We start from the raw sequence: 26,919 nt of genomic DNA, 5'->3' as shown, positions 1-26,919 counted from the left end.
GGGCAGTCTCTAGCCCTTCCGATGATTGCGATCGACGTAATTCGTAGCGTCCGGATTTTCATCAAACGTCAATCACGACCGCCAGCCGATTCCACCGTTTCTTGATTTGCCTCACCATGCGTTCAATAGGTCACTCCGTATAATCGTTTGCCTATGAACCCTGCTGCCGCACTCGCCGACCACCTTCAGCTCGCCGTCAGCAAGCGGCCGACCAGCCTCGCACTACGGCATGCCGGCCAGACGTGGACTTTCAGCGAATGGCAGGCAGAGGTCCAAGCATTGGTGGCGACCCGCCCGACCACACCGGGGCCGGTGGTCCTGGCGGGGAACAGCCTGGAACTTGCCCGCCATGCCTATGCCTGCAGTTTTCAAAATCGGCCGTTTTTCCCGGTTGACCGTAGCACCAGCGCTCACCACCTGGCGCATCGCAAGACACCGCCGCTGTCCGACGTCACGCTGATTATTTCGACCAGCGGCAGCGAAGGGCAGGCGCGTGGCGTCCTGCTCGGCAACGCCCAGCTCGATGCCGCTGCAGCCGCCTCAAATCAGCGCCTGCCCTTGCGCCCCGGCGACCTCTGGCTGAACTGCCTGCCGCTCTATCACATTGGCGGCCAGTCCATTTTATGGCGTTGTGCCCGCGCCGGTGCGGCAGTGCTGCTGCATGATGGTTTCGCAGCAGAACACGTCGCAGCCGACCTCGCCAGCCACCCGGTCACCCATATTTCTCTGGTGCCCGCCATGCTGGCGCGGCTACTCGACATCGGCGCCATGCCACCACCCAGCCTGCGCATTGCCATGATCGGCGGCGCCGCCTTGTCGCAAACACTTTACCAGCGGGCCATCGCCGTTGGCTGGCCGCTTTACCCCAGTTACGGCATGAGCGAGACAGCCGCCCAAATCGCGACATTTGATCCCGCCGATGGCCAGTGGACGGAAGGCCGGGTCGGGCTGCCCATGCCCGGCCATGAAGTCCGCATCGACCCCGATGGCCGCATTTGCATTCGCGGGCCGCAAATCATGGCTGGCTATATTGAGGGCGGCGGACCGAGTGCCGAGGGCTGGCTGACCACCAGCGACTTCGGCCAACTCGATGACCGCGGCCACCTGAGCATCCTTGGGCGAGCCGACGACATGCTGGTCAGCGGCGGGCGCAATGTGCATCCGCAGGAAATCGAGTCCTGTCTGGCCGCCTGCCCCGGCGTTCAGGATGTTGCCGTCACCGGACGTCCTGATCCGGTCTGGGGTGACCTGATCGTTGCCTTTATCGTCGGCGATGCCCAGCCGGAGGCCCTGCTCGCCCATGCTCGACAGCATCTGCCTGCAGCTGCCCTGCCACGAAAAATACAGGCCGTCAGCCAACTCCCACGCAATGCCGGCGGCAAGCTGGAACGCGCCCTCTTGCGCCGCCTCGCTGCAGAAAGCGCGCCATGATTCAGGCCTTGCGCCGCTACCTGACAGCCCCGGAAACGCTGACCCGGCTCCAGGCGCTGGCCGCCGGGGCCCCCAGCGCCGCACCGATCAGCCTGCACCTGCCGCTCGGCAAAGATGCTACGGACTGGCTCGAACTACTGCCTCCCAATCAGCCCTGGTGGTACCGCGCCCGCCCCGCCCGGCAAGAATACCGGCTGGCCATTGGCCATGCATTGCATGTCAGCACCGCCGGCCCCAATCGTTTCCCGGCGCTGGACAGCGCCTTTACTGGGCTCTGCCAACACTGGCGCCGCAACGGACCGGCCCTCGCCTTCGCCGGGTTTGCTTTCGACCCGCTCAATCAAACCCCTCTGCCCAACGCGCTGCTCGCCATCCCGGCCATTCTGCTGGAATGCATTGGCGGCGAATGTTCAGTTACGCTGAGTGCACCGGCCGGTCGCCTGCATCAAGCGCTGACAGAATGGCCGCACTGGCTCACTGCAAGCCATCCCACGACAGCCCCCACGCTCCGCCCCTGTCGCCCGGAAACACTGCTTGATCAGGCCTGGATGGCTCGCGTCAATGCTGCTCTGCGCGACATCCATGCCGGTCATCTTGACAAGGTGGTGCTTGGACGCAACCGTCGAATCGAGGCCAACGGCACCTTATCGGCGGCGCCCATCCTCTGCCGCCTGAACATGCAACAGCCAGGCAGCCTGATCTACGGCCATGGCACCAACACCACAGCCTTTGTCGGCGCGACGCCGGAGAGACTGGTCAGTCTCGATACCGACCGCGTCGACGCCGATGCGCTGGCCGGCACTGCCTGGCCGGGGTCGCTTGCACTTCACGATGCAAAAAATCTCCATGAGCAATCACTGGTCGTGCGCGCGGTTTGTGAGGCACTGAGCCCTTTCTGCGTGGCCCCCCCGATCGCGGCCACCCCACGCAAACATGTCGCCGGCCAACTGATGCATCTGCGCAGCCGGGTCACCGCCGTCACCCGCCCCGAAACCACGCTTTTTGAACTGGTTCGTGCCCTGCACCCAACCCCGGCCATTGGTGGCTTCCCACCGCATGCCGCGCAAGCGTGGCTGGCCGCCCACGGAGAGCAGCGTGCCGGTTGGTATAGCGGCGGACTGGGTATCCTGACACCTGACGGTAATGGCGAATTTTCAGTCGCCCTGCGCTCAGCATTGATCAGTGGCCAGACGGCAGAACTTCAGGCGGGAGCCGGGATCGTTGACGGCTCGGACCCACAACTTGAACTGGCTGAAACTGAAGCCAAACTGGGCACCCTGCTGGCCGCTCTGTCTCCCCACAGCACCCCGGATTCAAGCACCGGCAAGCGGGCTTGAAAAAAGCCTGATTTTTCCGGTTGACCGTGGAAATTAGCGGCCAAGCGTCATCGCGTTGAAATATTTGCGTAACAAAATGATGGGCTTGAAGCATATACTTCAGGAATCACATGGAGCTCGCGCGATGACTCATCCCCAACCGAAACCCCGTTTTCCGACCGAGAACTATCTCAACCGGGAATTGGGCCTGCTGGCGTTCAACCGCCGCGTTCTGGCCCAGGCGGAAGACGAGCGTGTGCCCTTGCTCGAACGTCTGCGTTTCCTTTGTATCGTCTCCAGCAACCTCGACGAGTTCTTCGAAATCCGCATGGCCGGACTCAAGGAACAGGTCAAGGCCCATGCCACCGGCACCACGACCGATGGCAAAACGGCGCTGGAAGGCTATCGACTGGTATCTGCCGAGGCCCACGCCATCGTCACCGAGCAATATCAGCATCTCAATGACATCATCCTGCCGGCACTGGCTGCCGAAGGCATCCGTTTCCTGCGTCGCGCTACCTGGAACGAAGCGCAGCGTGAATGGATCCGCAATTATTTCATTCATGAAATGGTGCCGGTGCTGACACCGATCGGACTCGATCCGTCGCACCCGTTCCCGAAAGTGCTCAACAAGAGCCTTAACTTTGCCATCGAGCTCGAAGGCAAAGACGCCTTTGGTCGCAGTTCCAACGCCGCCATCGTGCAGGCACCACGGGTGCTGCCCCGCGTCATCCAATTGCCGGAAGAACTGGCAGGCTATGCCTACGGCTTCGTTTTCCTGTCGTCGATCCTGCACGAATTCGTCGATGAATTATTTACCGGCATGACCGTCCTCGGCTGCTATCAATTCCGCGCCACGCGCAATTCCGACCTCTTTGTTGACGAGGAAGAAGTCACCAATCTGCGCACCAAACTGCAGGGCGAGTTGCCGCAACGCCATTTCGGCAATGCCGTCCGCCTCGAAGTGGCAGAAAACTGCTCACCGACCATGACTGAGTTCCTGCTCGCCCAGTTTGGTCTGAAACCCGCCGACCTTTACCGGGTCAACGGGCCGGTCAATCTGGTTCGTCTGATGCAGGTGCCGGACTGGGTGGACAGACCAGATATGAAATTCTCGCCCTTCGTCCCCGGCCTGCCCAAGGCGGTTGGCAAGGGCGTCAATATTTTCGACAGCATTCGCAAAAACGACGTGCTGCTGCATCACCCCTACCAGTCTTTCGCGCCGGTCATCGAATTCCTTAACCAGGCAGCCACCGACCCTCAGGTCGTTGCCATCAAGATGACCGTGTACCGGACCGGCACTGACTCGGTCCTGATGGAGTCGCTGATCCGCGCCGCCCAGAACGGCAAGGAAGTCACCGTCGTCGTCGAGCTGATGGCGCGTTTTGACGAAGAGGCCAACATCAGCTGGGCAACCAAGCTGGAAGATGTCGGTGCCCACGTGGTTTATGGCGTCGTCGGCTACAAGACTCACGCCAAAGCGCTGCTCATCGTTCGGCGCGAGGATGGCGGTCTGAAGCGCTATGCGCACCTCGGCACCGGCAACTACCACCCGCGCACCGCCCGCCTCTATTCCGACTTCGGCCTGATGACCGCCAACGAGGAAATCACCCACGACGTCAGCGAAGTCTTCAAGCAGCTGACCGGACTGGGCAAGGCCCGAACGCTGAAGCATCTCTGGCAGGCGCCTTTTACGCTGCAACCGAATGTCGTTGCGGGCATTCAGGCAGAGACGGAAATCGCCCGTACCGGCGGCAAAGGACGCATCGTCGCCAAAATGAATTCGCTGGTCGAACCGGAAGTCATCAACGCCATGTATGAAGCTTCGCAGGCGGGCGTCGAAATCGACCTGATCGTACGTGGCGTCTGCATGCTCCGACCGGGTGTTCCGGGACTTTCCGAAAACATTCGCGTCCGCTCCATCATCGGCCGTTTCCTCGAACACCACCGAATTTTCTATTTCCTGGCAGGCGGCAGGGAAGACGTCTATCTGTCCAGTGCCGACTGGATGGAGCGTAATTTCTTCAAGCGCATCGAACTGGCTTTCCCCATTCTCGATCCCAAACTGAAAAAGCGCGTCATCACCGAAGGGCTGAAGTTCTATCTGGCCGACAACCAGCAAGGCTGGGAAATGAACAGCCAGGGAGCCTACCAACGCCGCCGCTCGTCGCGCAGCAAACCGCACAACGCGCAGGGCGAATTGATGGTGCTGCTCGGCAATGGCTGAAGCGAATCGCCCTCATCACAGAAATAAAGGCGGGTCCTGCGGTCAACCGAAAAAAACGGGAAAAATCAAAAACTGCCAGCCGTCCAAAACCTTCGGTGCGGTAAGATAACAGCCCTGAATCTCTGCCCAGCCGTCCCTTCAATGCTTCAAATGCAGTACAAACCTGTTCTTGCCGGCCTGTTTGCTCTCGGCCTCGTTGCGTGCTCTTCGACCCCGCCACCGGCCTACAACGCCGAATCATTCGACGTGCAGACGCCATTCGAGTATCGCAGCGACCTGCCACCGCTTGTACTGTGCGAGCATGGCAAACGCGCCCTGCTCAGCCAAGGTTACGAAGTCGACGCGTCGTCGCCGAGCAAAATCCGTGGCTCCAAATTTTTCCAGCCGCAACCAGAGCTGCAAATCCAGTTGCGCATCACGCTGGTCTGCCTGGATACCGGGAAAGACTCGACCATCTACGCCAATGCGCTGCAAACGCGCAACGAACTTAAATCCGGCGGCAGCAGTACCGGCCTGTCAGTGGCCGGGCTCGGCTCGATTTCGGTGCCTTGGCCAACCGACAAGAACTCACTGGTCAAGGTCGGCGAAGAAACCGTAACCGACCCGGATTTCTACTATCGCCTGTTCGGGCTGATCGAGATGCTGAAAGAGTAAATCGGCAAATACCCTGCGCCGCTAACCGGATTTTCGCGGGGTATCGCCCGGCGTAAAAAACAGGGCTGCGCCGATGGCAATCAGCGCTAGCGGCCACCATTTTCGCATCAGGTTGACGATATCAATTTCCACCAGATCGAGATTGACTGCCAAGGCCAGCGCGCCGATCACGAGCAGCGCAATGGCCGCAAAATTTCCCTTCATTCCTGCTCCTTGATCTTCAGGCGCGCCGGACGCCAACGACGCCATCGACGTCGTGGATCAGCGTCAGCGTCTTCTGCATTTGCTGCAGATTGGTGATTTCGACAGTAAAGCTCATGTGCGCCTTGCCCTGCTTGGACTGGGTATTGACGCCAATAACGTTGAGCTTTTCGCGGGTGAATATTTCTGAAATATCGCGCAGCAAGCCTTGGCGGTCATGGGCATCAACGATGATGTCGGCAGCAAAAACGCCGGTCGTGGTCAGCCCCCAGTCCGTTTCGATGACCCGTTCCGGATGCAATGCGGACAGATTGGCAAAATTGGAGCAATCCATGCGATGGATGGAAATACCCTTGCCACGCGTGATGAAACCCTGGATTTCGTCTGGTGGCGCCGGCTTGCAGCAACGGGCGAGCTGGGTCAGCAGCTTTTCGACGCCAACGATCAGGATGCCCTGATTGCCCTCAACCGGCTTGCTCGGCTTGGTCAGCACTTCATCCGGAAGCTGGGTTTCAGACAGCAAATCGCCGCCTTTGGCCACGGCCTGGAACTGCCGCTGGTTCATATCACCACGCGCCGCAGCGATATAAAGGTCGTCAGCGCGGGCGAAGCCAAGCTTGTGCGACAGTTCCTCGATATTCGCCCCGGTCTGCCCTGCCCGCTGCAATTCCTTGGAAATTATGCTGCGCCCTTCGGACAGCGTTTCTTCCAGCGCCAGGTTGGAGAACCAGCCACGCACCTTGACCCGGGCACTCTTGGTGTGGATGTAACCCTGGCTGGGGTTTAGCCAGTCACGCGACGGACCACCCACCTTGGCGGTAACGATTTCGACTTCCTGACCGGTTTCCAGCGAGGTATTGAGCGGGACCAGATGGCCGGCGATCTTGGCGCCGCGGCAACGGTGTCCGAGGTCGGTATGAACGCGGTAGGCAAAATCGACCGGGGTCGAGCCGGCAGGCAGATCGACCACCTTGCCCTGTGGCGTGATGACGTAGATCGTTTCGTCCAGCGCGGCTTGCTTGTAGTGCTTGACCCAGTCCGAGCTGTCGGCGACTTCGTTCTTCCAGGTCAGCAGCTGGCGCAACCAGGCAATCTTTTCATCGTAGTCGTCTTCGGCATTGCGCTTGCTGCCTTCCTTGTAGCGCCAGTGGGCTGCCACCCCGAGCTCGGCATGCTTGTGCATGTCCCAGGTGCGAATCTGGATTTCCAGGCTGCGCCCGTCCGGACAACGCACGGCCGTATGCAGCGAGCGGTAATAATTGCCCTTGGGATTCGAGATGTAATCATCGAACTCCTTCGGAATTGGAGCCCACAGATTGTGCACGATGCCCAGCGCGGTGTAGCACTCCTTCAAGTCATCGACAATGATGCGCAAGGCGCGCACGTCGTAGACCTCGGAGAACTCGACACTCTTCTTTCGCATCTTGTTCCAGATGCTGTAGATGTGCTTCGGCCGGCCATAGATTTCAGCATTGTTGACGCCAGCCGCCTCCAACTCCCCCCGCACCTTGGCGACGGCATCCACAATGAACTGTTCACGCTCGCTGCGCTTTTCGTCGAGCAATTTGGCCAGTTTCTTGTAGGTATCCGGATGGATAAAGCGGAAGGAGAGATCCTCCAGCTCCCACTTCAATTCCCAGACGCCAAGACGGTTGGCCAGCGGCGAGTAGAGCTCCAGCGTTTCCCGCGCTACCTCGATGCGTAGTTCATCCGGATTGGCAGCATAAAAGCGCAGGGTTTGCGTGCGACTGGCCAGACGCAACAGTACGACACGGATGTCCTCGACCATGGCGAGCAGCATCTTGCGCAGAACCTCGATCTGCGCTTTCATCTCGACCGGATTGACCTCGCCGGCTTCGATGTTGGTCGCGACGAAGCCCTTGGTAATCGGCCGCAAGCGGTTCAGCCGCGAAATGCCATGTACCAGGTGCGCCGCTGGTTTGCCGAAGTGGGTTTCAATATTGGCAATGCCCTGCTCGTCCTGTGCCGGAATGGCAAAGAGCAAGGCGGCAATGCGCGATTCGACATCAAGCTTGAGACCGGCAATGATGACCGCCATGCCCAGCGCATGGGACCAGATGCGTTCGCCGCTGCCCAGCTTCCGGTCACCATAAGTCTGCCACGCGTATTCGACCGCCGATTTGAGGCGATCAGCTTCAGCGGGCTGCAAACCATCGGCGAGCGTAGCCAGGAATTGATCAAAATCGCTCAGTGCAGCGACAGAATGAATAACAGAAACCATAGGCTGAATTATACGGCTGATCCCGTCCGATCGCGGCGGCAGAAATCGGCCTGCAGCCCCGGCTCAACACGCCCTGCCACGCGATAAGGCATAATTCCGCGACCATGAGAAAACTATTCGCCAACCCCTACCTGCTGCTGATCCTGACCGTCCTTTTCTGGTCGGGGAACATGGTGGTAGGCCGTGGTGCGCGTGGTGACATTCCACCGCTGACTTTCTCCTTCTGGCGCTGGTTCATCGCGTTCCTGTTCATCCTGCCATTGGCCTTGCCTCACCTCAAAACGCAATGGCCATTGTTGAAAAAAGGCTGGCGGCCGCTACTGGTCCTTGGGCTACTCGGCGTCGGCGGCTACAACACTTTTGCCTATATCGCGCTGCAGTACACGACGGCGACCAACGCGGCGCTGCTCAACTCGTTCGTCCCAATCGCGACCATCGCCATCTCCTGGGCCTTTCTCGGCAAGCACTTGCGCCGGGCTGAAGCCATCGGCGTATTGATCTCGCTATGCGGCGCGCTGACTATCGTCTCGCGCGGCGATCCGGCTGTGCTGGCCCATCTGAATCTCAATGTTGGCGACGTCTGGATGCTGGTCGCCGTCCTTGACTGGGCAATCTACACGGTGGCGCTGGCCTGGCGTCCGGCCGGCGTGCACCCGATGCTGATGCTCGGCGCCACAACCGTCATCGGGCTTGCCGCAATCGCGCCGGCCTACGCCTGGGAACTGGCGCAAGGCCGGCATATCAACCTCCACCTCGGCTCACTGACTGCGCTGGCCTATGTCGGCATCTTTCCCAGTTTCATCGGCTACATTTTCTACAACAAGGGCGTGGCCGAAATCGGCGCCAGCAAGGCCAGCCTGTTCATCCACTTGATGCCAGTCTTCGGTACCCTGCTCTCCTTCATCTTCCTCGGTGAAGTTCCATTCTGGTATCACTACTTCGGGATCGGCCTGATCTTTACCGGCATCTGGCTCACGATGAAAAGATGAAGGATTGGCTAACCCGCCTGCGCGGCAAGAAGCAAGCGCTCATTCCGGCAGCGCTTTGGTGCAAAACCATCACGTCGCTGCCCTTTCTCGAGGTTCTTACGGTCAACGAGAAAAATGAGCTAAAAACGAAAGTTGAGGCTTTCCTCGCCGAGAAGGAATTCAGCACGGTCGGCAACCTGGACCTGACCGACGAAATCTGCCTCTCCATCGCGGTTCAGGGTTGCTTGCCCATCCTCAAACTCGGTTTGTCCGCTTATCGCGACTGGGTCGGCATCGTTATCTATCCCGATCAATTTGTCGTGCCACGCCACATCCAGGACGAATCCGGCGTCATTCACGAATACGATGACGTGCTCTCCGGCGAGGCGTGGGAAGGTGGCCCGCTGATCATTTCATGGCACGATGTGCAGATGGCTGGCGATGGCTACAACGTGGTCATTCACGAATTTGCCCACAAGCTGGACATGCTGAGCGGCGAAGCGGATGGCATACCGGCGCTTCATTCAGGCATCACGGAAACCGAATGGCATGCCAAGTTTTCTGATGCCTACGATGATTTTTGCCGACGCGTGGACAAAGGCGAAGACACACCGATCGATCCTTACGCCAGTACCGACCCGGCAGAGTTTTTCGCCGTCATGTCGGCGAGTTTCTTTGAAATCCCCGATGTCGTCGCCGGCGAATATCCGGCAATCTACGGCCTGCTTTGCCGCTACTACCTTCAGGATCCACTGGCTCGCCTGACGAACGCGGCCAACGCGTCGAGGACGGCTGCCTCCTGATCGCGGTGTGGCGAGTGACCACATTGAGCTAGCTTCACCAACTCAGTGCCAGGCACTCTCTCGCCAATCACATCAATCTGACGCATCGTCGCATACTCGTCCTGCTCGCCCTGGATGGCGAGCACCGGGCAACGGATTTTCGGCAGATATTCCTCGATATTCCAATCGCGGTAGACCGGTGACAACCAGGTATCGTTCCAGTCGCTGAAGACACGTTCGGTCTGCGCATGGTGGTAGCGCGCCAGCTTTTTCGGCAAATCGGTGGTTTCCCAGGCCACCCTCGCTTCACGAATCCCGGCCAGTGTGACCTCCTCGACAAACTCATGCGGCGCCATCACGGCGACGGCAACCGGCACCGCCGGATAGGCGCCGGCGAAGATCAGCGCAATGCTGCCACCGTCGCTGTGGCCAATCAGCAGCGGACGCTCAATGCCCAGCGCGGCAATCAACGCTGGCAACATTTCCTCTGCCTCGCGATGCATGTAGCGCGGCGTACGCGGCTCGGCATAGGCATCCGATCCGCCATATCCCGCCCGTGACCAGACAATAAGCCGACATCCGGTTGTTGCCGCCAGTTTTTCCGGAAAATGCCGCCACATGGTGACGCAGCCCAAGCCTTCATGCAGCAGCAAGAGCGTCGGGCGCCCTTCAAGCGTGGCCGGATAATCGCGATATTCGAGCTTCAGCCCATTAACAATAATGTGCTTCATGCGCTCAATAGAAAATTGCGGACCACAGCGATTTGATCCTCGGACTGGAACATCGGCGCATGCCCAACCTTTTCAATTTCGGCCAGTTTTGCCTGTGGACCGCAGGAACCCATTTTTTGCCAGGTATCGCGCGTCAGCAAGTCTGATTCTGCGCCGCGAATGACCAGTGTCGAGCATTTGATCTGTTCGTAAAGTGGCCAGAGATCAACATCCTTGTCGGCAAATGCAGCCCTGAACGGCTCCGCAATCAGCGGGTCGTAACGGAAGGCCCAACGGCCATCTGCGCGCTGCATCACGCTGCTTTCGGTGAGGTGATGCCATTGCGCCTCCGTCAGATTCCCGAACGGCTCGCTGACAAATTTGACGAAAGCCAGCGCCTCGTCAAAGCTTGCCCAATCGGGATTGGCGCCGACATAAGTACCGATGCGATTGAGCGATTCAGCAGTGATCACCGGACCGACATCGTTAAGCACCATTTTCTGGATGGGTGTTCCTTCCTGAGCTGCCAGCGCCATGCCGATCAGGCCGCCCATCGAAGTGCCTACCCAATGCACGGTCGCGACATTTAGACGGGCGATCAGCGTCACCATATCGGCAACGTATAACGGGATGCCGTAAGCGGCCGGGTCGCGCAGATGACTGCTTTGCCCGCGCCCGACAACGTCGGGACAGATCACCCGGTAATGCGCCGACATCGCTTCGGCCAGCGCGTCAAAATCGCGGCCATTGCGCGTCAGGCCATGAACGCAGACCAGCACGCGAGGATTATCACGGGCACCCCACTCCGTATAAGCCATCCGGTGCAGGCCTGAAGGCCCGATACATTGAACAGATTGTTGTTTGAATTTCATATCGTTCTCTCCTCCCTGCAAATGTATCACTGCTCGAACCAATAACGACGACGTTCATGCCGCCATCCTGAAACGCCAACACCGTTTGCACCCAGCACAACGCTGGCAGCGCCATCGAGATCGGTACGCCAGATCTTTGCCCCCATCGCCTCGTAGCGTGCCAGCACCTCTGCCTTGGGATGCCCGAAGCGACTGCGATACCCCACCGGGATGACCGTCACCGGCGCATTGACCGCCTGCAGGAAAGGCAAGGTGGATGACGTCTTCGAACCATGATGCGGCATTAACAAGACATCCGCCTTCAAACCACCCGGATAGCGCTGAAGCAGAGCTGCCTCGTCGGGCGCCTCGATGTCCGAGGTCAACAACATGCGGCGCCCGCCAGCTTCGACCATCAAAACACAGGAAACGTGATTCGGCTTGGCATCAACTGCGTAGCCATCAGCCGAAGGATGCATGACTTCGAAAGCCACACCGTCCCACATCCAGCGCTGGCCGGCTATACAGCGTTGTCCGGCCAAACCGGCAACCGATGACCGTACTTCATCGACCGCCAGCGCCGCCTGAACAGAGGACGTACCGCCGGAATGGTCGGTATCACGGTGTGTCACCATCAACATGTCGACATGACTGATCCCCAAGGCTCGCAAATAAGGAACAACCACCCGCTGGCCGGCATCCGACTCAGCGCTATAAAGCGGACCGGGATCGTAGATCAGCGTATGTTCGCGCGTCCGCACGACACTGGCCAGCCCCTGGCCGACATCCAGGATGTCAATCCAAGCATCGCCCTCGGGCGGCTTTTGTATTGGCCAGAACAGCGCCGGAAAAAGCAGCACTGCGCCCAGCCCGCGACCCGGCACACCACGCGGCAACAAACAGACGGCTACGCCTATACCCGCCACCATCCCCGCCCAAAGAGGCGGTGCCGGCGCCAGCCAGACTGGCCAGGTCGCGCACCAGTCGAGGAATACCATCAACCAGGCCATGACCTGATGGGCCAAAGCCAAAATTGGCCACCACGGCAGCACCGCCCCCAGCAAGGCAAGCGGCGTCACAATGAAGCTGATGACCGGTATGGCCACCGCATTAGCCAACGGCGAGACCAATGAAAACTGCTGGAAGACCATCAGCAATATCGGCAACGAGGCCAGCGTCGCAGCCCACTGCACCACCCCCCAGGCGCGAATACGCCCTGCCCAGCCCTGCCGCTCGCCCACCGAGGCTGCGCCGATATACAACAAGGCGGCCACCGCGCCAAATGACAACCAAAAGCCGGCTGCCAGTACCGCCCATGGATCAATGAGCAAAACCGTCAGCAAAGCCAGTGCCAACACCCGGCTGGGCGCAATGATGCGCCCTGACAGCAGGGCCGCCGCCGCTACCAGCAACATGTAAAGCGTACGCTGGGCGGGCACGGCAAACCCGGCCAGCAGCGAATAAGCCAGCGCCCCGAAGCACGCAGCCAGCAAGCTAGCCTTTTGCGCTGGCAGGCGCAGCGCCAACGTCGGAACCCGCCGCCAGCCAAACGACACCAGCCAGCCGAACAGCGCCGCCACCATCGTCACGTGAAGCCCGGAAATCGACATGAGATGAGTCGTTCCGGTACGGTTGAAAGTGGTCCACAATTCACCCTGAATCGCCTTCTGATCACCAATCGTGAGCGCCACCAACACGCCCGCCCAGGGATAGATCTCTTCCGGCAGGATGCGGGCGAACGAGGCACGGATGGCAAAGCGCAGCCGCTCAATGGCGTAATCCGGCCGCCAGACCATCTCGGCGATACGCTGCGGCGGATTCTGCCGAATGTAGCCGGTGGCCCGAATATCCCGCTCCAGCAGCCAGGCTTCATAATCGAAGCCACCGGGATTGGCATTGCCATGCGGGCGCTTCAGGCGAACGGTGAAGCGCCACATTTCACCGGGGCGAACCGGCAGACGCTCGAATTGCTCACCATCGCGCCGCCCCTGATACCAGGACAGCATAATGTGCTCGGGAATAGCGGCTGCTACGGTCAACCGGGTTTTTACGTCAAATTCGAAACGTGTGCCGTTGCTGAAATCCTGCGGCAATCCCGCAATGACACCAATCACTTCAACATCGCGCCCTTCCCAGTCGGCACCGAGCTGGTCAGCCAGCCGAATCTCCGCCCGCCAGCTTGCCCAGGCAACCCCCAGGGCCAGACAACCGACCATCACCATCAGGCGCACCGGCCAGTTCGACCAGCACAGGCGCGGCACGCACAAAATCAGGCCACCAACGGCCAATGGCGCCCAAGCATGCAGTTCCGGCTGCATCTGCAAACCCAGCACACCAGCAGCGAAAGCGAGAATATTCAGGCGCATGCTGCAATAATACGAGGATGCGCCGGCACCTGAAAAAATACCTGCCTGATCACGAGACGATACGCAACAACCCCTGGTTGAAGCCATTCGAATCGTCGTTGCTGCACCCCAGACTATGGCATTTGAATCGCCACTCGGCAGCCGGTGCAGTTGCCGCCGGCTTGTTCTGCGGGCTGATTCCCGGACCGCTGCAGATGCTGGGGGCGGCCATCTGTGCGCTGGTTTTTCGGGTCAATTTACCGCTGGCTGTTTTTGTGACGCTATATACCAACCCGTTCACCATCGTGCCACTCTACATTGTTGCTTACCAGATTGGCCGCTTCGCCATCGGAGAAAGCAACGGCTTTGTCGCGCCCCCTGATTTTAACGCCAGCGATTTGATCGGCTGGACAACCGCCATGCAGGGCTGGATGCTGGCAGCAGCCAAGCCGCTGGGCATCGGACTTGTTCTGCTCGCCAGCGGCTTGGCTGTAGTGGGTTACATCGCCACGCGTGCAGCGTGGCGTGCTTATTTGATCGCGGCCTGGCGGCGGCGAAAATCAGTCAGGTCCTGAAGCGGGCGATAGCGCTATTGAGCGCATGGGCCAATGTGCGCAACGTATCGGAGGTGGCTGCATTTCCGGAGGCAGCAGCATTGTTCTCCTCTGCCATCTGGGCAATGCGCTCGACATTCTGGGCGATTTCGGTGCTTGCCGCCGCTTGCTCACGCAAGGACACGGTAATTTCCGAAACAGCATCCAGCACCTGACGCGATTGCGCCTGCACCTTGGCAATTGCTTCACCCGCCAATTGGGCTTGTTCGACACCAGCAGAAACCCGTTCGACCCCCTGCTTCATGCTGGAGACGGCAGTCGCCGTACCCGTCTGAACCGCCAGAATCATTTCAGAAATCTCGTGCGTCGACTTGGCAGTCCGCTCCGCCAGCTTTCTGACCTCATCGGCAACGACGGCAAAACCGCGGCCAGACTCGCCCGCGCGTGCCGCTTCAATCGCAGCATTCAGGGCCAGGAGGTTGGTCTGATCGGCAATGTCCTTGATAGTGCCAACGATGGCCGAAATCTGCTCGGACTGTTTGCCAAGTGCCTCGACAGCCACCGCTGACTGGTTGACGGTATCGGCAATCCCCTGAATCTCGTTAACCACTGCTTGAACGATACGTCCACCCTGCGCCGCAACCTGGTCGGATTCGCGTGAATAGTTCTGCGCGTCCTGCGCATTGCGCGAAATATGGTCCACACCGACCGTCATCTGCTCAACCGCTGCTGCCATGCTGGATGCCGAATCGCTTTGCGTTGCTGTGCTGACAGAAATCTGCTGACTCGACGTTGCCAATTGTTCCGCCGCCACATTCAGTTCTCGAACATCGCCCTTAATGCCACCGAGCAATTTTCGAAATGCCAGGGCCATGCCATTGAAGTCTTTGCCAGCTGAATGCAGTTCATCGGCACCATGCGTATCAAACTCGGCCGTCAGATCACCATCGGCCAGTCGACGAGCCCCGGAAGAGAAATCTTCAACGCTGTTCATGACCGAATAATAAGTACCCAAGCCAAGGTAGCCGACGACCAATGCGATCAGTATCGATATGCCAACTTCAAACATCAGCACCTTGCGTGCCTTGTCCACACGCCCCTGCAATTGCTGCTCAAATTGAGGAATCAGCGTATCGAACATGACCTTGTAGCCCAGATCGATTTCCTGGGTGGTCAGCGCAAAATAGTCCTGCGGGTTCGTTACAAATTTTTCACTGAGAATATCGTCGCGCACCAGCGCAAAAATCTTCTCGGCACCATCGGAAAACTCTTTGGTTGGTCCAGACAATGCTTCTTGAAGGTAGGGAGCAAAGCGAATCACCTTTTCCACATTGATATTCTGAGCTTTCAGCGTCCCATCCATCTGCGCGATGGTTGATGCCATTTCAATTCGTTGCGCCTGCGAAATCTCTTTCTTGGTCAATAGCGCCGTACCCCTGGCACGCGTGATGCCCATCTGCTCAAGCATGGCCGGCATCTTGGTGACCATCGTATCCATGAAGTAATACGTATCCATCACCGGATCAAGCGTCAACTCGGTATCGTCAGCGACGTCGACCATGAACTGCAGCACTTTGGTGAGCATGGCGGTGTGCCGTTTGACGTTGTCTGGTTGAGACCATGCCAGCCCCTGGCCTTGAATGTCGCTCCATTCCTGCCGAATACTCTTCCAGGTCGCTGCTTCACGCAATTTGGTCGAGAGGGCGGCATCGGCAGCGACCAATGCGTCGCTGACCTCCTTTTCCTTGGCCGCCCGCTTGTCCTTCATTGCTTCATTTCCGCTCAACACGCCGGCTGACAAGCCGCGATGCTGCTGCATTACGCGGGCAACCTGATTGATCGGCTTGAGCATCTGCAAACCTGCCTGTTCATTGCGAGCCGACTCAATATCCCGATTCAACGAAGAGTAGACCGAAGAGAGCAGGACGAGAATGACCAGCGTTACCGCACCCCCTATCAACAGGAATTTCGTGTTGTAGCGAATGCGGTTCATCAGGGCGACAGCGGGAGAAAAGAGTGCTTGCATTAGAAAATGTCCTCGGCAGGAACCACATATATCGTAGTTATTACTAACAGTATTTTTGTCTAATCTAACACTTATTTGCTTGTTTTCAAAAACCGCCGTCATTCAAATTGAGTACCCGATCGGCCTTGGCGGCCAGTCGCTGGTCATGTGTGACCACGATAAGACTGGCCTGCTGCAAGCGAACCCGTTCAATCAACAAGCCAAACACCACCGATGCCGTATGGCTATCGAGATTGCCAGTCGGTTCGTCCGCCAGCAGACAGGACGGATCACTGACTAGCGCCCGGGCAATGGCCGCCCGCTGACGCTCGCCCCCGGATAGCTCGCCAGGACGATGTTCCAGACGGTGCCCGAGCCCGACAGCCGTCAGGATCCCGCTCGCCGTGTCGAGTGCTTCCTGCCGATCCATGCGACGAATCAACAAAGGCATGGCCACATTTTCCAGCGCCGAAAACTCCGCGAGCAGGTGATGGAATTGATAGACAAAACCGAGGTGCCGGTTTCGCCAATCTCCGCGGCCAACTTCTCCCAGCGACGAGAAATCCTTGCCCATCAGGGTTACGTCGCCCGCCGTTGGCGTATCTAGTCCGCCAAGCAGATGCAGCAAGGTGCTCTTTCCGGAGCCAGAAGCACCGACAATCGCGACTGTCTCCCCCGGCTGCACAATCAGATCGATACCCGACAGCACTGGCACGTCCAACCCACCGCCACGGAATACCTTGGAAACCCCGCGCGCAATCAGAATTGGCTCACTCATAGCGCAACGCCTCCGCCGGATTGACCCTCGACGCCCGCCAGCTCGGATACAGCGTGGCCAAAAGCGCAAGCACGAATGCGATCAGCGTGACCCCCCAGACATCGCCCCATTGCAATTCGGAGGGCAGATCGGAGATGTAATAGATTTCCTTCGACAGGAAATGGACGCCAAGCATTTTTTCGATAAAAGGCACCACAACATCGATATTCAGCGCCAGCAGCACGCCACCAACAATGCCCAACCCAAGCCCGATAAAGCCAACCAGCGCCCCCTGCACGACGAAGATCCCCATGATCGACAAGGGCCGCGCTCCCAGTGTGCGCAGGATGGCAATATCGGCCTGCTTGTCGGTCACAGCCATAACCAGCGTAGACACGAGGTTGAAAGCCGCGACGGCAACGATGAGGGACAGGATGATGAACATCATGTTCTTCTCGATCTGCACGGCGCGAAAGAAATTGGCATGGCTCTTTGTCCAGTCGCTCAGATAGGCATCTGCATCAACGTAACGAACCAGCTCACGGGCAATACGTGGCGCCTGAAAGAGGTCATCCACTTTCAGCCGCACACCCGTCACACGATCATCCATCTGGTAAAGTTTTTGCGCATCCTCCAGATTGATCAGAGCCAGCCCCGAGTCGTATTCATACATGCCTACCTCGAAGATACCGACCACCTTGAAGGACTTCAATCGCGGTACGACACCCGCTGGCGTTACCGTGCCCTGTGGCGCGATCAAGGTCACCTTGTCGCCGGTAAAAACACGTAGCGAACGTGCCAGATCTGCTCCGAGCACGATCCCGAATTCACCTGGCCGCAGATCGTCCAGACTGCCGCTCTGAATGGTCTTGCGAAAATCGGCGACACGATCCTCCTGTTCCGGCAGGATGCCGCGAATAATCGCGCCCTTGACCACGCCATCGACGGTAAACATCCCCTGCGACTGAACGAAAGGCGCGCTGGCCTTGACTTCGGGGTGCTTCATCGCCTGCTCGGCAACCAGCGTCCAGTTGGGCAACTCACCGTTGATGCCGGTGATCTGGATGTGCGAGGCGACGCCAAGAATGCGCGTCCGCAATTCCTTCTGAAAGCCGTTCATCACCGACAATACGACAATCAGCGCGGCAACGCCGAGCCCGATGCCTAGCATCGAGATCAGCGAAATGAATGAAATGAAGTGGTTACGTTTTTTGGCGCGCGTGTAGCGCAAGCCAATCAACAGTTCGTAGGGCAATGCCATTCGGATAACACCGGGCGTCGAAAGACGCTATGGTACACTTTTCCATCACAACTCCCCTGCCTGCCGCCCGTGCGCCTTACCCTGCTTGTCCCCGAACTGATCTGGCCTGAGCCAAATGACCAACTAACGCTCGGGAAATTTTCCGAACCGGGCTTTGAATGGCTGGCCGCCCACAGCACCTTTGAGCGCCAGTCGCGGCGCCCCTTTGAAACCGCCCTTGCCCAGCAATTCGGCCTCGACGATGCCCCTTTCGGGCCCTTGCGTCTGCTCGGCGAAGCCGCAGCGCAACACCCCGGCGATGCTCATTGGCTATGTGCCGACCCGGTACACCTGCGCTTTCACCACGAAAGAATCATCCTCGCCGATGCCGGCGCCTTCGATCTGGAGATCGATGAGGCGCAGGCAATCACCACATCCCTCAACAAGGAATTCGCCGATATCGGCCAATTTCATGTCGCCACCTCCCGTCGCTGGTATTTGAAACTGAATACTGCGGTCAACCACAATGCCGAGCCAATTTCGAAAATTGCCGGGCGGCGCATTGATGGCGAACTCACCGATAAAAATGGCCCGCTGACTCGTTGGCTCAACGAAGTTCAAATGGTCCTGCATGGCCACTCGGTCAACGAGCAGCGCCAGGCTGCAGGCAAGCCAGCCGTCAACAGCGTCTGGCTATGGGGTGGCGGCGCAATGCCGGCCCTGGAGAAGCCGGCTTACGGCACAATCTGGACTAACAACCCGCTGGCAACCGGCTTCGCGCTGGCCAGCGACACCCCGACAAAGCCGTGCCCGTCCAGCCTCGCCGACCTGCTTAGGAAGACCACTGACAGTGGCCACGACCTGGTTGTTCTCGATAGCCTGCTCCCACCGGTGCTTTATGAAGACGGCCCAGGCTGGCGCGCCGCCGCGCAGCAGATGGACAACGACTGGTTCGCACGGTTGCGGGCCGCACTGGGCAGTCAGGTTGAAACATTGACGATTGTCGCCCCAACCATCTACGGCCAACTCACCTGGACGCTAAACAGCAAGGATCGCTGGAAATTCTGGCGCAAACCTCGTCTGCTTGTGACGTTGGCCAAAGCGCTGGCCGAAGGAACGCCCTCGTGACCAATATCACCACGCGCAGCGCTCCACCCCGCGTTGTCTGGCAACTCGAACAACAGGGCCTGCATCCGCTGCTCGCCCGGCTCTACGCGGCGCGCGGCATCAAGGACAAGTCCGAGCTCGACTACGAACTGAAGTCGCTGATCCCGCCGACCGCCCTGACCAATGCCTCGGAAGCGGCCCACCTGCTGGCCGACGCCATCGAGGCCGAGGCGAAGATGCTCATCATCGGCGACTACGACTGCGACGGCGCCACTGCCACGGCCGTCGGCATGCGCGCCCTGAAGTCGCTCGGCGCCGATGTCAATTTCCTGCTGCCCGACCGCTTCAAGCTCGGTTATGGGCTGTCGCCGGAAATCGTCGATGTCGCCGCGCAGCAGTCGCCCGACCTCATCATCACCGTCGATAACGGCATCGCCAGCCTCGAAGGCGTCGCCCGCGCCCAGCAGCACGGCATCGCCACGCTGATCACCGACCACCACCTGCCGGCCGAAACGCTGCCCGATGCCGATTGCATCGTCAATCCCAACCAGCCCGGCTGTGATTTCCCGTCCAAATGCATTGCCGGCGTCGGCGTCATGTTCTACGTCATGCTCGCCCTGCGCGCCGAACTGCGCGAACGCGGTTATTTTGCCGAGCGCCCGGAACCCAACTTCGCCAGCCTGCTCGACCTCGTCGCGCTGGGCACCGTTGCCGACGTCGTCAAGCTCGACCGAAACAACCGCATCCTCGTCAGCCAGGGGCTGAAGCGCATGCGCGCCGGCCAGATGCAGGTCGGCATCGCCGCCCTGTTCAAAGCCGCCGGCCGCGACCCGAAAAAGGCGACGGCGATGGATCTCGGCTTCATCGTAGGCCCCCGCCTCAATGCCGCCGGCCGTCTGGCCGATATGCGCCTCGGCGTCGAATGCCTGCTCACCGACGACCCCAGCCGCGCCCTGCAAATTGCCCAGGAACTCGACACCCTCAACCGCGAACGCCGCGAAATCGAATCCGGCATGCAGGAACAGGCGCTGATCCTGCTCGAATCGCTCGACGCCAACGACGCCACGGCTGGCATCGCGCTCTTCGACGAAAGCTGGCACGAAGGCGTCGTCGGCATCCTCGCCTCGCGCATCAAGGACAAGCTGCATCGCCCGGTCTTCGCCTTCGCGCCCGGCGAAGGTGGCATCGTCAAAGGCTCTGGCCGTTCGATCCCCGGCCTGCACCTGCGCGACGCGCTCGACCTCGTCGCCAAACGCGCCCCCGGCCTGCTCATCCGCTTCGGCGGCCACGCCATGGCGGCCGGTGCCACGGTCAACGCCGAAAACTTCGACAAATTCAAGGAATTGTTCGCGCAAGTTGCCGGCGAGCTGCTTGCCCCAGCCGATCTGACCCGCACGCTGGAAACCGACGGCAACCTCGAAGGCAGCTACATTTCCCTGGCCACCGCCCGCCTGCTCGAAAACGAAATCTGGGGACAGGGCTTCCCGGCACCGCTGTTCATGGACGAATTCGACGTCGAACAACAGCGCGTGCTCAAGGACAAACACCTCAAGCTCCGTCTGCGCAAAGGCGATACCCGCATCGACGCCATCCAGTTCAACTTCAGCGCCCAACCCGGCAACCGCACCCGCCTCGCCTATCGGCTGACCATCAACGAATACATGGGCGTCGAAAGCCCTCAGTTAATGGTGGAACATCTTGAGGGCATGCCGTAGCACCACTCACTTGGCAAAGACGATCTTGCGCTTTTCGTCCACTTTGCCCAGATAGTAGGCGCCACCCTCGCCCTTGAGAATGGTGGCACACCATGTTTCGTGGTTCGTTTTCCAGTCCACGTCGAAGCAGTACTTGCCTTCCTCGTTCACCTTCCAGGCTCCTGCCTTGCCAGCGGTCGCAGAGCCAGTTCCGTTGCCGAATACCTTGAAGTTGGTGGTCGCATATAACGTACCGTCCGGCTCGTTCGTCCAGTGGCGCTCGCTCCCACCTGAGTTGATGTGCGTCACCTTGCTACCCGGCAGGAAAGCCAGCAATTCCTCCCGGCTCATTTTGACCGCAGCATCCTGCGCTATTGCATTCATTGCGACAATGCTTCCAAGGACTGCAAATGCAAGTTTCGACATGGCATTTCCCTCCAAAAAAACTGCTTCAACATGACATTCGGGACCGCAAAATCACGGAATCGTTCTCGATATTATGCCTATCGAAAGCCAATGAGCAGGGAGATGCTCATGCGGCATCAATTCACGATTGCTACGGTCGACCGGAAAAACAGGTCAATATCGAAATATCGTTGAGCGGATGCCAGATCGGATCGAAAGCTATATTCGAGCGGCGCAGTTTTGCCGGAAGCTGAAATTCAGCTGTCAGACTTTGGAAAGTCCTTGAGACAATAATGTCCAGATGGATTGCTGGTATCGCTAGAGCACAGTGGGCAATTGTCAGACGCCTCCTTCAAGCCAAGGTGCGTTCGCAGCTGCGGCTTGCTTATTGCCGAACCGTTATCGCTGAAATAGACAATCTCTCAGTCAGGGTCGTCGCAGAAGAAATCGCGATGGACTCTCGATTGCCAAGCCCAAGCATCCGTGATGTGATGGGTGTTGGTTCGCGCCGCAACTTCGGAGCATTCCGTCCCATTGCCCGGACAGCACCGCTTTTTCGGCTGGTTACTATCGCAACTGGAGGAAGAACAGCAATCGCTCATAGCCCGTTCTGCGAGAATTGACCATGGGGCGTATTTCCCGCCATCTCGCTGGAACGACTAAGGCCCGCCTCTGGCCGGCCGAACATCGCCATTCAATCCATCAATACCGAACCCCGGCCGGCGGCGTAAAGGAATTGATTGCATGCAGGTAGGACGCACGCGCGAAGGCGCTGGGGTTAGGCGAATTCTGCTGGCTCATCGAGCCTTTCATTTGTGCGACCGAGGTGTATTCGCGCTCGGCGAGCCAATCGGTCATGCCTTGCAGAACATCGCTGAGCGCTTGCGGGCCGCGTTTGAGCAGGGCACTGGCCATGTGCACGACGTCGGCGCCGGCAAGCAACATTTTGAGGGCATCGGCTGCCGTGTGTACGCCGCCGGTGGCGGCCAGGGACAGCTTCGTGCTGCCGCGCAGGATGGCGATCCAGCGCATGGCGAGCAGGGTATCGGCCGAGGACGACAGTTGCACACGGTCGACCACGCTCAGCGTATCCAGATCGATATCGGGCTGGAAGAAGCGGTTGAACATCGAGATGCCCGCCGCGCCAGCCGCATCAAGCTGCTGGACGAAATGCGGCAGCGATGAAAAGAAGGGCGAGAGTTTCATGCTGACCGGGATCGTCACTGCCGTCTTCAATTCCTTGAGCAGGGCAACGTGGTGGTCTTCGATGGCTTCGCAGGAAACCTTCGGGTCGCTTGGCATGTACCAGGCGTTGAGTTCGAGCGCATCGGCGCCGGCAGCCTGCATTTCCTTGCCCAGCTCAACCCAGCCGCTCAGTGACGAGCCGTTCAGGCTGGCGACGACCGGAATGGCAAGGCGTGACTTGAGGCGCTGAATCTGTTCGAGATAGGTGTCGAGCCGGCTTTGGTAGTCGTGGCCGAAAGGCAGGTGACCGATGGCTTCGCCGAAGGTGTCCGGGTGAACCAGAAAGCGGTCGATCATCTGCTCGTCGTGCCGTACATCTTCCTCGAACAGCGAATGCATGACGATGGCGGCAGCACCGGCATCTTCAAGATGCAGGATGGCATCGAGGTCGTGGCTGAGCGGCGTCGACGACGGAACCAGCGGGTTCTTGAGGTGCAGGCCAAGGTAGGTTGTAGACAGATCAGACATTGGGCTCTTCCTTCTTTTCTGCAGCCGCCTGGGCCTTCTGGGTTATGGCGGTTTCCGGCAGCATCATTTCCGACAATTCAATATATTCCTGATGGCGCGTTCGGGCATCCTTGCCGGCTTGCGCCATGAAATGCACCGAGGCATCGGGTTTCAGGCGTTCAAGAATCGTGAAGCGCGCTTCGTTGCGAGCGAAATCGCTGAACGGAATGCTTGGCGCGGCGCTGTCGACCGTCAGCGGGTTTTCACCCTGCAGACGCCGGCGCGGGTCGTAGCGTAGCAACGGCCAATGACCGGATTTCACGGCCAGATCCTGCTGGCGATGGTTGTTCGACATATCGACGCCATGCGCGATACACGGGCTGTAGGCGATGATGATCGAGACGCCGGGGTAGCTTTCGGCATCGAGGAAGGCCTTCAGCGTATGAACATCCTTGGCGCCGTAGGCCACCTGCGCGACGTAGACGTTTTCGTAGTCCATGGCGATGCGCGCCAGATCCTTCTTGCGGTTCGGCTGGCCGCCGGCCGCGAACTTGGCGACGGCGCCGCGCGGCGTGGCCTTGGAATTCTGGCCGCCGGTATTGGAATAGACCTCGGTATCCAGCACGAGAATATTGACGTCCTCGCCCGACGACAGCACGTGGTCGAGGCCGCCGAACCCGATGTCGTAGGCCCAGCCGTCACCGCCGATGATCCACACGCTGCGCCGGATCAGGTATTCGGCGACGGCGGCCAGCTGATCGGCAGCCGGCGTGGCAATGGACGAAAGCTTGGCGAGAAGCTGTGAAACCCGTTCCCGTTGCTCCTGAATGCCAGCCTCAGTTGTCTGGTCAGCGTGGAGCAGCGCCTGAACCTGGGCGTCGCCGATCTCCAGCGCCATGGCGCGCAGTTGCACGCGTGCCGTCTCGGCCAGCTGATTGGTGGCGAGTCGCATGCCGAGGCCGAACTCGGCGTTGTCCTCGAACAGCGAATTGCTCCAGGCCGGGCCGCGGCCGTTGGCATCGGTGGTGTAAGGGGTGGTCGGCAGATTGCCGCCATAGATCGACGAGCAGCCCGTGGCGTTGGCCACCAGCATGCGGTCGCCGAAGAGCTGCGTCGCAAGCTTGATATACGGCGTTTCGCCGCAACCGACGCAGGCACCTGAGAATTCGAACATCGGCTGCAACAGCATCGAGCCGGGGATCGTGTTGCGCTTGGCGACGGTGCGGTCGTAATCGGGCAGCTTCAGGAAGAAGTCCCAGTTCTCGGCTTCCGGTGCGCGCAACGGCGGTTGTTCCGCCATATTCAGTGCCTTGCGCGAGACATTGGACTTGTCGCGGATCGGGCAAACCTCGACGCATAACGTACAACCCGTGCAATCCTCAGGCGCCACCTGGTAACTCATCTTCCAGCCGGCCGGGTAATCCTTGCTGCGGATCGCCATGGTCTTGAAGGTGGCCGGCGCCGATTCAGCCAGCTCTGGCGAGAAGGCCTTGGCGCGGATGGCGGAGTGCGGGCAGACGAAAACGCACTTGCCGCACTGCGTGCACAAGTCGGTTTCGAGGACCGGGATCTGCAACGCAAGATTGCGCTTTTCGTATTTGGCCGTGCCGGTCGGGAAGGTGCCGTCGACGGGGAATACGGACACCGGCAGGCTGTCGCCCTTGCCCGCGATCATCGGCAGCGTGAACTTGCGGATGAATTCGGAGGCCTGCTGGGCCGTGCGCTGGCTGACGCGGATGTCGCCTGCGGAGAGTTCCGCCGGCACCGGCACTTCATGCAGGCAGGCCAGCGTCTTGTCGATGGCCCGGTAGTTCAGTTCGGCGATGCGCCGACCCTTGCGGCCATAGGTTTTCTCGACAGCGTGCTTGATAGCGGCGATGGCTTCGTCCTGCGGCAGGATGCCGGAAATGGCGAAGAAGCAGGTCTGCATGACCGTGTTGATGCGCCGGCCCATGTCGGCCTCCAGCGCCACCTGGTAGGCGTCGATAACGTGGAAATGAATGCGCTTTGCCACCATCTGCTGCTGCATCACGCCGGGCAAACTGGCCCAAACCTTGTCAGCGGGGACCGGTGTATTCAACAGGAAGACCGCGCCGGGCGCCGCGTGGGCCAGCAAGTCGTGCGTTTCCAGGAACAGCGGCTGATGGCAGGCGATGAACTTGGCATCGCCCTCGCCGGTCAGGTAGGTCGAGCGGATCGGCTGCGGCCCGAAACGCAAGTGCGACACGGTCATTGCCCCGGATTTTTTTGAGTCGTAGACGAAATAGCCTTGGGCGTAGAGATCGGTTTCGTCGCCAATGATCTTGATCGAATTCTTGTTGGCCGACACGGTACCATCCGACCCCAAGCCATAGAACACGGCGCCGAAAGTCTCGCGCACGGCATCGGTGCGGAAGGCCGGATCGTACGGCAGCGACAAATGCGTCACGTCGTCGTTGATGCCCACGGTGAAGCGGCGTTTTGGCAGTGCTGCGGTCAACCCGGAAAAAACAGCAAAAACCATAGCCGGATTGAACTCCTTGGACGCCAGCCCATAACGTCCGCCAATGACCTTGGGCAACGTGGCGAAGCGCGGCGACTCGCTGGCGGCATTTTCAGCCAGGGACACCAGCACATCCTTGAACAGTGGTTCACCGTCGGCCCCCGGCTCCTTGCAGCGATCAAGCACGGCAATCGCTTTGGTCGTGACGGGCAGTGCGGCCAGTAGCGCGTCCGGCGCCCATGGCCGATAGAGGCGAACCTTGAGCAGGCCGACCTTCTCGCCCTGACGGTTCATGTGCTCCACGGTTTCCTGCACGGTTTCTGCACCGGATCCCATGAGAATGATGACGCGCTCGGCATCGGGGGCACCGACGTAATCAAACAGTTGGTAGCGGCGTCCGGTCGCTGCGCCGAAGTCATCCATGACCTGCTGGACGATGCCCGGGAAGGCATCGAACCACGGATTCTGCGCTTCGCGGGCTTGGAAGAAAACATCGGGATTTTGCGACGTTCCGCGCAGCACCGGGTGCTCCGGGGACAAAGAACGTTGCCGCTGCGTGGCGATCAGCGCCTGCGGCAACATTTTGCGCAACACATCGTCATCGACCGACGTAATCTTCGCCACCTCATGCGACGTCCGGAAGCCGTCAAAGAAATGCAGCACCGGCAGGCGTCCGGCCAATGTGGATGCCGAGGCAATCGCTGCCATGTCTTGCGCTTCCTGGACCGAATTGGAAGCCAGCAGCGCGAAGCCGGTACCGCGCGTCGCCATCACGTCGGAATGATCGCCGAAGATCGAGAGCGCATGGGTGGCCAACGCGCGCGCGGCCACGTGGAAAACTGTCGGCGTCAATTCGCCGGCAATCTTGTACATATTGGGAATCATCAGCAGCAGGCCTTGCGACGCCGTAAAGGTTGTCGCCAGCGAGCCGGCCTGCAAGGCGCCGTGTACAGTGCCGGCGGCACCACCTTCGGACTGCAGCTCGACGACGCGGGGAACGCATCCCCAGACATTCGTCTTGCCTTGCGCCGCCCATTCATCGGACAGCTCGCCCATGCCGGACGATGGTGTGATCGGGTAAATGGCGATCACTTCGGAAACGCGGTAAGCCACGTTGGCGACGGCTTCATTGCCGTCGATGGTCAGCATATTGTTCATGTTCAGTCCTGCCCTGAAAATGTGTGCCGCCCATGGAGATATATACTTCTCTCTATTTTTGCTGCGGCGCAACAACTCGATTCTACCCCCACAAAGAG

Annotated in this window: 20 protein-coding genes; 9 read left to right on the top strand and 11 right to left on the bottom strand. The window is 59.5% G+C overall.

Annotated elements, in window-relative coordinates:
* The first annotated feature begins 153 nt into the window (after window positions 1–153).
* The 4 genes from IPJ12_19300 (at window position 154) to IPJ12_19285 (ending at window position 5,628) form a co-directional block, all read left to right on the top strand.
* Window positions 154–1,431 carry an AMP-binding protein gene (locus tag IPJ12_19300; GenBank protein MBK7649244.1) on the top strand — a complete coding sequence of 426 codons (1,278 nt, stop codon included), beginning with the start codon at window positions 154–156 and terminating at the stop codon, window positions 1,429–1,431.
* Complete coding sequence (locus tag IPJ12_19295; GenBank protein ID MBK7649243.1) at window positions 1,428–2,768, top strand: chorismate-binding protein; 1,341 nt, start codon at window positions 1,428–1,430, stop codon at window positions 2,766–2,768. Before IPJ12_19300 ends, IPJ12_19295 begins: the two co-directional genes overlap by 4 nt.
* 124 nt (window positions 2,769–2,892) lie before the next feature.
* Complete coding sequence (gene ppk1 / locus IPJ12_19290; protein ID MBK7649242.1) at window positions 2,893–4,974, top strand: polyphosphate kinase 1; 2,082 nt, start codon at window positions 2,893–2,895, stop codon at window positions 4,972–4,974.
* 141 nt (window positions 4,975–5,115) lie between these two features.
* On the top strand, window positions 5,116–5,628 hold the full coding sequence (locus IPJ12_19285; GenBank protein MBK7649241.1) for a DUF2242 domain-containing protein: 513 nt from the start codon (window positions 5,116–5,118) through the stop codon (window positions 5,626–5,628).
* A 21-nt stretch (window positions 5,629–5,649) separates the two neighbouring features.
* Here IPJ12_19285 and IPJ12_19280 read toward each other — a convergent pair whose 3' ends face one another.
* Both IPJ12_19280 and IPJ12_19275 read right to left on the bottom strand, forming a co-directional pair.
* A complete protein-coding gene (locus IPJ12_19280; protein MBK7649240.1) occupies window positions 5,650–5,832 on the bottom strand; it encodes a hypothetical protein in 183 nt (60 codons plus the stop codon).
* 16 nt (window positions 5,833–5,848) lie between these two features.
* Window positions 5,849–8,071 (bottom strand): bifunctional (p)ppGpp synthetase/guanosine-3',5'-bis(diphosphate) 3'-pyrophosphohydrolase, encoded by a 2,223-nt coding sequence (locus IPJ12_19275; protein MBK7649239.1) that lies wholly within the window; start codon window positions 8,069–8,071, stop codon window positions 5,849–5,851.
* 104 nt (window positions 8,072–8,175) lie between these two features.
* Here IPJ12_19275 and IPJ12_19270 point away from each other — a divergent pair, with 104 nt between their 5' ends.
* Both IPJ12_19270 and IPJ12_19265 read left to right on the top strand, forming a co-directional pair.
* Entirely contained in the window at window positions 8,176–9,060 is an 885-nt protein-coding gene (locus IPJ12_19270) for a DMT family transporter (protein ID MBK7649238.1), read from the top strand.
* Window positions 9,057–9,842: a zinc-dependent peptidase gene (locus IPJ12_19265; protein ID MBK7649237.1), complete on the top strand. Its 786-nt coding sequence runs from the start codon at window positions 9,057–9,059 to the stop codon at window positions 9,840–9,842. Before IPJ12_19270 ends, IPJ12_19265 begins: the two co-directional genes overlap by 4 nt.
* Here IPJ12_19265 and IPJ12_19260 read toward each other — a convergent pair.
* Genes IPJ12_19260 through IPJ12_19250 form a run of 3 tightly spaced genes read right to left on the bottom strand, consistent with a single transcriptional unit; the run spans window position 9,782 to window position 13,748 of the window.
* Window positions 9,782–10,552: an alpha/beta hydrolase gene (locus tag IPJ12_19260; GenBank protein ID MBK7649236.1), complete on the bottom strand. Its 771-nt coding sequence runs from the start codon at window positions 10,550–10,552 to the stop codon at window positions 9,782–9,784. The two genes, IPJ12_19265 and IPJ12_19260, sit on opposite strands and share 61 nt — an antisense overlap.
* On the bottom strand, window positions 10,549–11,403 hold the full coding sequence (locus tag IPJ12_19255) for an alpha/beta hydrolase (protein ID MBK7649235.1): 855 nt from the start codon (window positions 11,401–11,403) through the stop codon (window positions 10,549–10,551). The genes IPJ12_19260 and IPJ12_19255 overlap by 4 nt, the downstream gene beginning before the upstream one ends.
* A 26-nt stretch (window positions 11,404–11,429) precedes the next feature.
* On the bottom strand, window positions 11,430–13,748 hold the full coding sequence (locus tag IPJ12_19250) for a DNA internalization-related competence protein ComEC/Rec2 (protein ID MBK7649234.1): 2,319 nt from the start codon (window positions 13,746–13,748) through the stop codon (window positions 11,430–11,432).
* A 17-nt stretch (window positions 13,749–13,765) separates the two neighbouring features.
* On the opposite strand from IPJ12_19250, the gene IPJ12_19245 reads away from it, so the two are divergent.
* Window positions 13,766–14,302, top strand: a complete 537-nt coding sequence (locus IPJ12_19245; protein MBK7649233.1) for a DUF2062 domain-containing protein — start codon at window positions 13,766–13,768, stop codon at window positions 14,300–14,302.
* On the opposite strand, the gene IPJ12_19240 is transcribed toward IPJ12_19245, so the two are convergent.
* From IPJ12_19240 to IPJ12_19230, 3 genes are all read right to left on the bottom strand, one after another.
* Window positions 14,292–16,307 carry a methyl-accepting chemotaxis protein gene (locus IPJ12_19240; protein ID MBK7649232.1) on the bottom strand — a complete coding sequence of 672 codons (2,016 nt, stop codon included), beginning with the start codon at window positions 16,305–16,307 and terminating at the stop codon, window positions 14,292–14,294. The two genes, IPJ12_19245 and IPJ12_19240, sit on opposite strands and share 11 nt — an antisense overlap.
* Window positions 16,308–16,392: 85 nt before the next feature.
* Complete coding sequence (lolD, locus tag IPJ12_19235) at window positions 16,393–17,064, bottom strand: lipoprotein-releasing ABC transporter ATP-binding protein LolD (GenBank protein ID MBK7649231.1); 672 nt, start codon at window positions 17,062–17,064, stop codon at window positions 16,393–16,395.
* A complete protein-coding gene (locus IPJ12_19230) occupies window positions 17,057–18,304 on the bottom strand; it encodes a lipoprotein-releasing ABC transporter permease subunit (protein ID MBK7649230.1) in 1,248 nt (415 codons plus the stop codon). Before IPJ12_19230 ends, lolD begins: the two co-directional genes overlap by 8 nt.
* 69 nt (window positions 18,305–18,373) lie before the next feature.
* On the opposite strand from IPJ12_19230, the gene IPJ12_19225 reads away from it, so the two are divergent.
* Together IPJ12_19225 and recJ are read left to right on the top strand one after the other, a co-directional pair.
* Window positions 18,374–19,411: a hypothetical protein gene (locus tag IPJ12_19225; protein MBK7649229.1), complete on the top strand. Its 1,038-nt coding sequence runs from the start codon at window positions 18,374–18,376 to the stop codon at window positions 19,409–19,411.
* The gene (gene recJ / locus IPJ12_19220) at window positions 19,408–21,105 is read left to right on the top strand and encodes a single-stranded-DNA-specific exonuclease RecJ (GenBank protein ID MBK7649228.1); all 1,698 of its coding nucleotides are present in this window, start codon (window positions 19,408–19,410) and stop codon (window positions 21,103–21,105) included. Before IPJ12_19225 ends, recJ begins: the two co-directional genes overlap by 4 nt.
* Window positions 21,106–21,111: 6 nt before the next feature.
* Here recJ and IPJ12_19215 read toward each other — a convergent pair whose 3' ends face one another.
* The 3 genes from IPJ12_19215 to nifJ all read right to left on the bottom strand — a co-directional run bounded on the left by IPJ12_19215 (window position 21,112) and on the right by nifJ (window position 26,821).
* Complete coding sequence (locus IPJ12_19215; GenBank protein ID MBK7649227.1) at window positions 21,112–21,510, bottom strand: DUF995 domain-containing protein; 399 nt, start codon at window positions 21,508–21,510, stop codon at window positions 21,112–21,114.
* A gap of 681 nt (window positions 21,511–22,191) precedes the next feature.
* Entirely contained in the window at window positions 22,192–23,202 is a 1,011-nt protein-coding gene (locus tag IPJ12_19210; protein MBK7649226.1) for a dihydroorotate dehydrogenase-like protein, read from the bottom strand.
* Window positions 23,195–26,821 carry a pyruvate:ferredoxin (flavodoxin) oxidoreductase gene (gene nifJ, locus IPJ12_19205; protein MBK7649225.1) on the bottom strand — a complete coding sequence of 1,209 codons (3,627 nt, stop codon included), beginning with the start codon at window positions 26,819–26,821 and terminating at the stop codon, window positions 23,195–23,197. The genes IPJ12_19210 and nifJ overlap by 8 nt, the downstream gene beginning before the upstream one ends.
* Window positions 26,822–26,919: the final 98 nt, after the last annotated feature.

It is taken from the genome of Betaproteobacteria bacterium, from assembly GCA_016709965.1.
Classification (GTDB): Bacteria; Pseudomonadota; Gammaproteobacteria; order Burkholderiales; family Rhodocyclaceae; genus Azonexus; species Azonexus amarohabitans.
Note: the sequence above shows the minus strand (reverse complement) of the source record. Positions and strands in the feature narration are given on the sequence as shown.

Excerpts from the sequence above, each read along its gene's own strand:
- IPJ12_19300 (MBK7649244.1), top strand. The coding sequence starts at position 154 with ATGAACCCTGCTGCCGCACTCGCCGACCACCTTCAGCTCGCCGTCAGC.
- IPJ12_19295 (MBK7649243.1), top strand. The coding sequence starts at position 1,428 with ATGATTCAGGCCTTGCGCCGCTACCTGACAGCCCCGGAAACGCTGACC.
- ppk1 (MBK7649242.1), top strand. The coding sequence starts at position 2,893 with ATGACTCATCCCCAACCGAAACCCCGTTTTCCGACCGAGAACTATCTC.
- IPJ12_19285 (MBK7649241.1), top strand. The coding sequence starts at position 5,116 with ATGCTTCAAATGCAGTACAAACCTGTTCTTGCCGGCCTGTTTGCTCTC.
- IPJ12_19280 (MBK7649240.1), bottom strand. The coding sequence starts at position 5,832 with ATGAAGGGAAATTTTGCGGCCATTGCGCTGCTCGTGATCGGCGCGCTG.
- IPJ12_19275 (MBK7649239.1), bottom strand. The coding sequence starts at position 8,071 with ATGGTTTCTGTTATTCATTCTGTCGCTGCACTGAGCGATTTTGATCAA.
- IPJ12_19270 (MBK7649238.1), top strand. The coding sequence starts at position 8,176 with ATGAGAAAACTATTCGCCAACCCCTACCTGCTGCTGATCCTGACCGTC.
- IPJ12_19265 (MBK7649237.1), top strand. The coding sequence starts at position 9,057 with ATGAAGGATTGGCTAACCCGCCTGCGCGGCAAGAAGCAAGCGCTCATT.
- IPJ12_19260 (MBK7649236.1), bottom strand. The coding sequence starts at position 10,552 with ATGAAGCACATTATTGTTAATGGGCTGAAGCTCGAATATCGCGATTAT.
- IPJ12_19255 (MBK7649235.1), bottom strand. The coding sequence starts at position 11,403 with ATGAAATTCAAACAACAATCTGTTCAATGTATCGGGCCTTCAGGCCTG.
- IPJ12_19250 (MBK7649234.1), bottom strand. The coding sequence starts at position 13,748 with ATGCGCCTGAATATTCTCGCTTTCGCTGCTGGTGTGCTGGGTTTGCAG.
- IPJ12_19245 (MBK7649233.1), top strand. The coding sequence starts at position 13,766 with ATGCGCCGGCACCTGAAAAAATACCTGCCTGATCACGAGACGATACGC.
- IPJ12_19240 (MBK7649232.1), bottom strand. The coding sequence starts at position 16,307 with ATGCAAGCACTCTTTTCTCCCGCTGTCGCCCTGATGAACCGCATTCGC.
- lolD (MBK7649231.1), bottom strand. The coding sequence starts at position 17,064 with ATGAGTGAGCCAATTCTGATTGCGCGCGGGGTTTCCAAGGTATTCCGT.
- IPJ12_19230 (MBK7649230.1), bottom strand. The coding sequence starts at position 18,304 with ATGGCATTGCCCTACGAACTGTTGATTGGCTTGCGCTACACGCGCGCC.
- IPJ12_19215 (MBK7649227.1), bottom strand. The coding sequence starts at position 21,510 with ATGTCGAAACTTGCATTTGCAGTCCTTGGAAGCATTGTCGCAATGAAT.
- IPJ12_19210 (MBK7649226.1), bottom strand. The coding sequence starts at position 23,202 with ATGTCTGATCTGTCTACAACCTACCTTGGCCTGCACCTCAAGAACCCG.
- nifJ (MBK7649225.1), bottom strand. The coding sequence starts at position 26,821 with ATGAACAATATGCTGACCATCGACGGCAATGAAGCCGTCGCCAACGTG.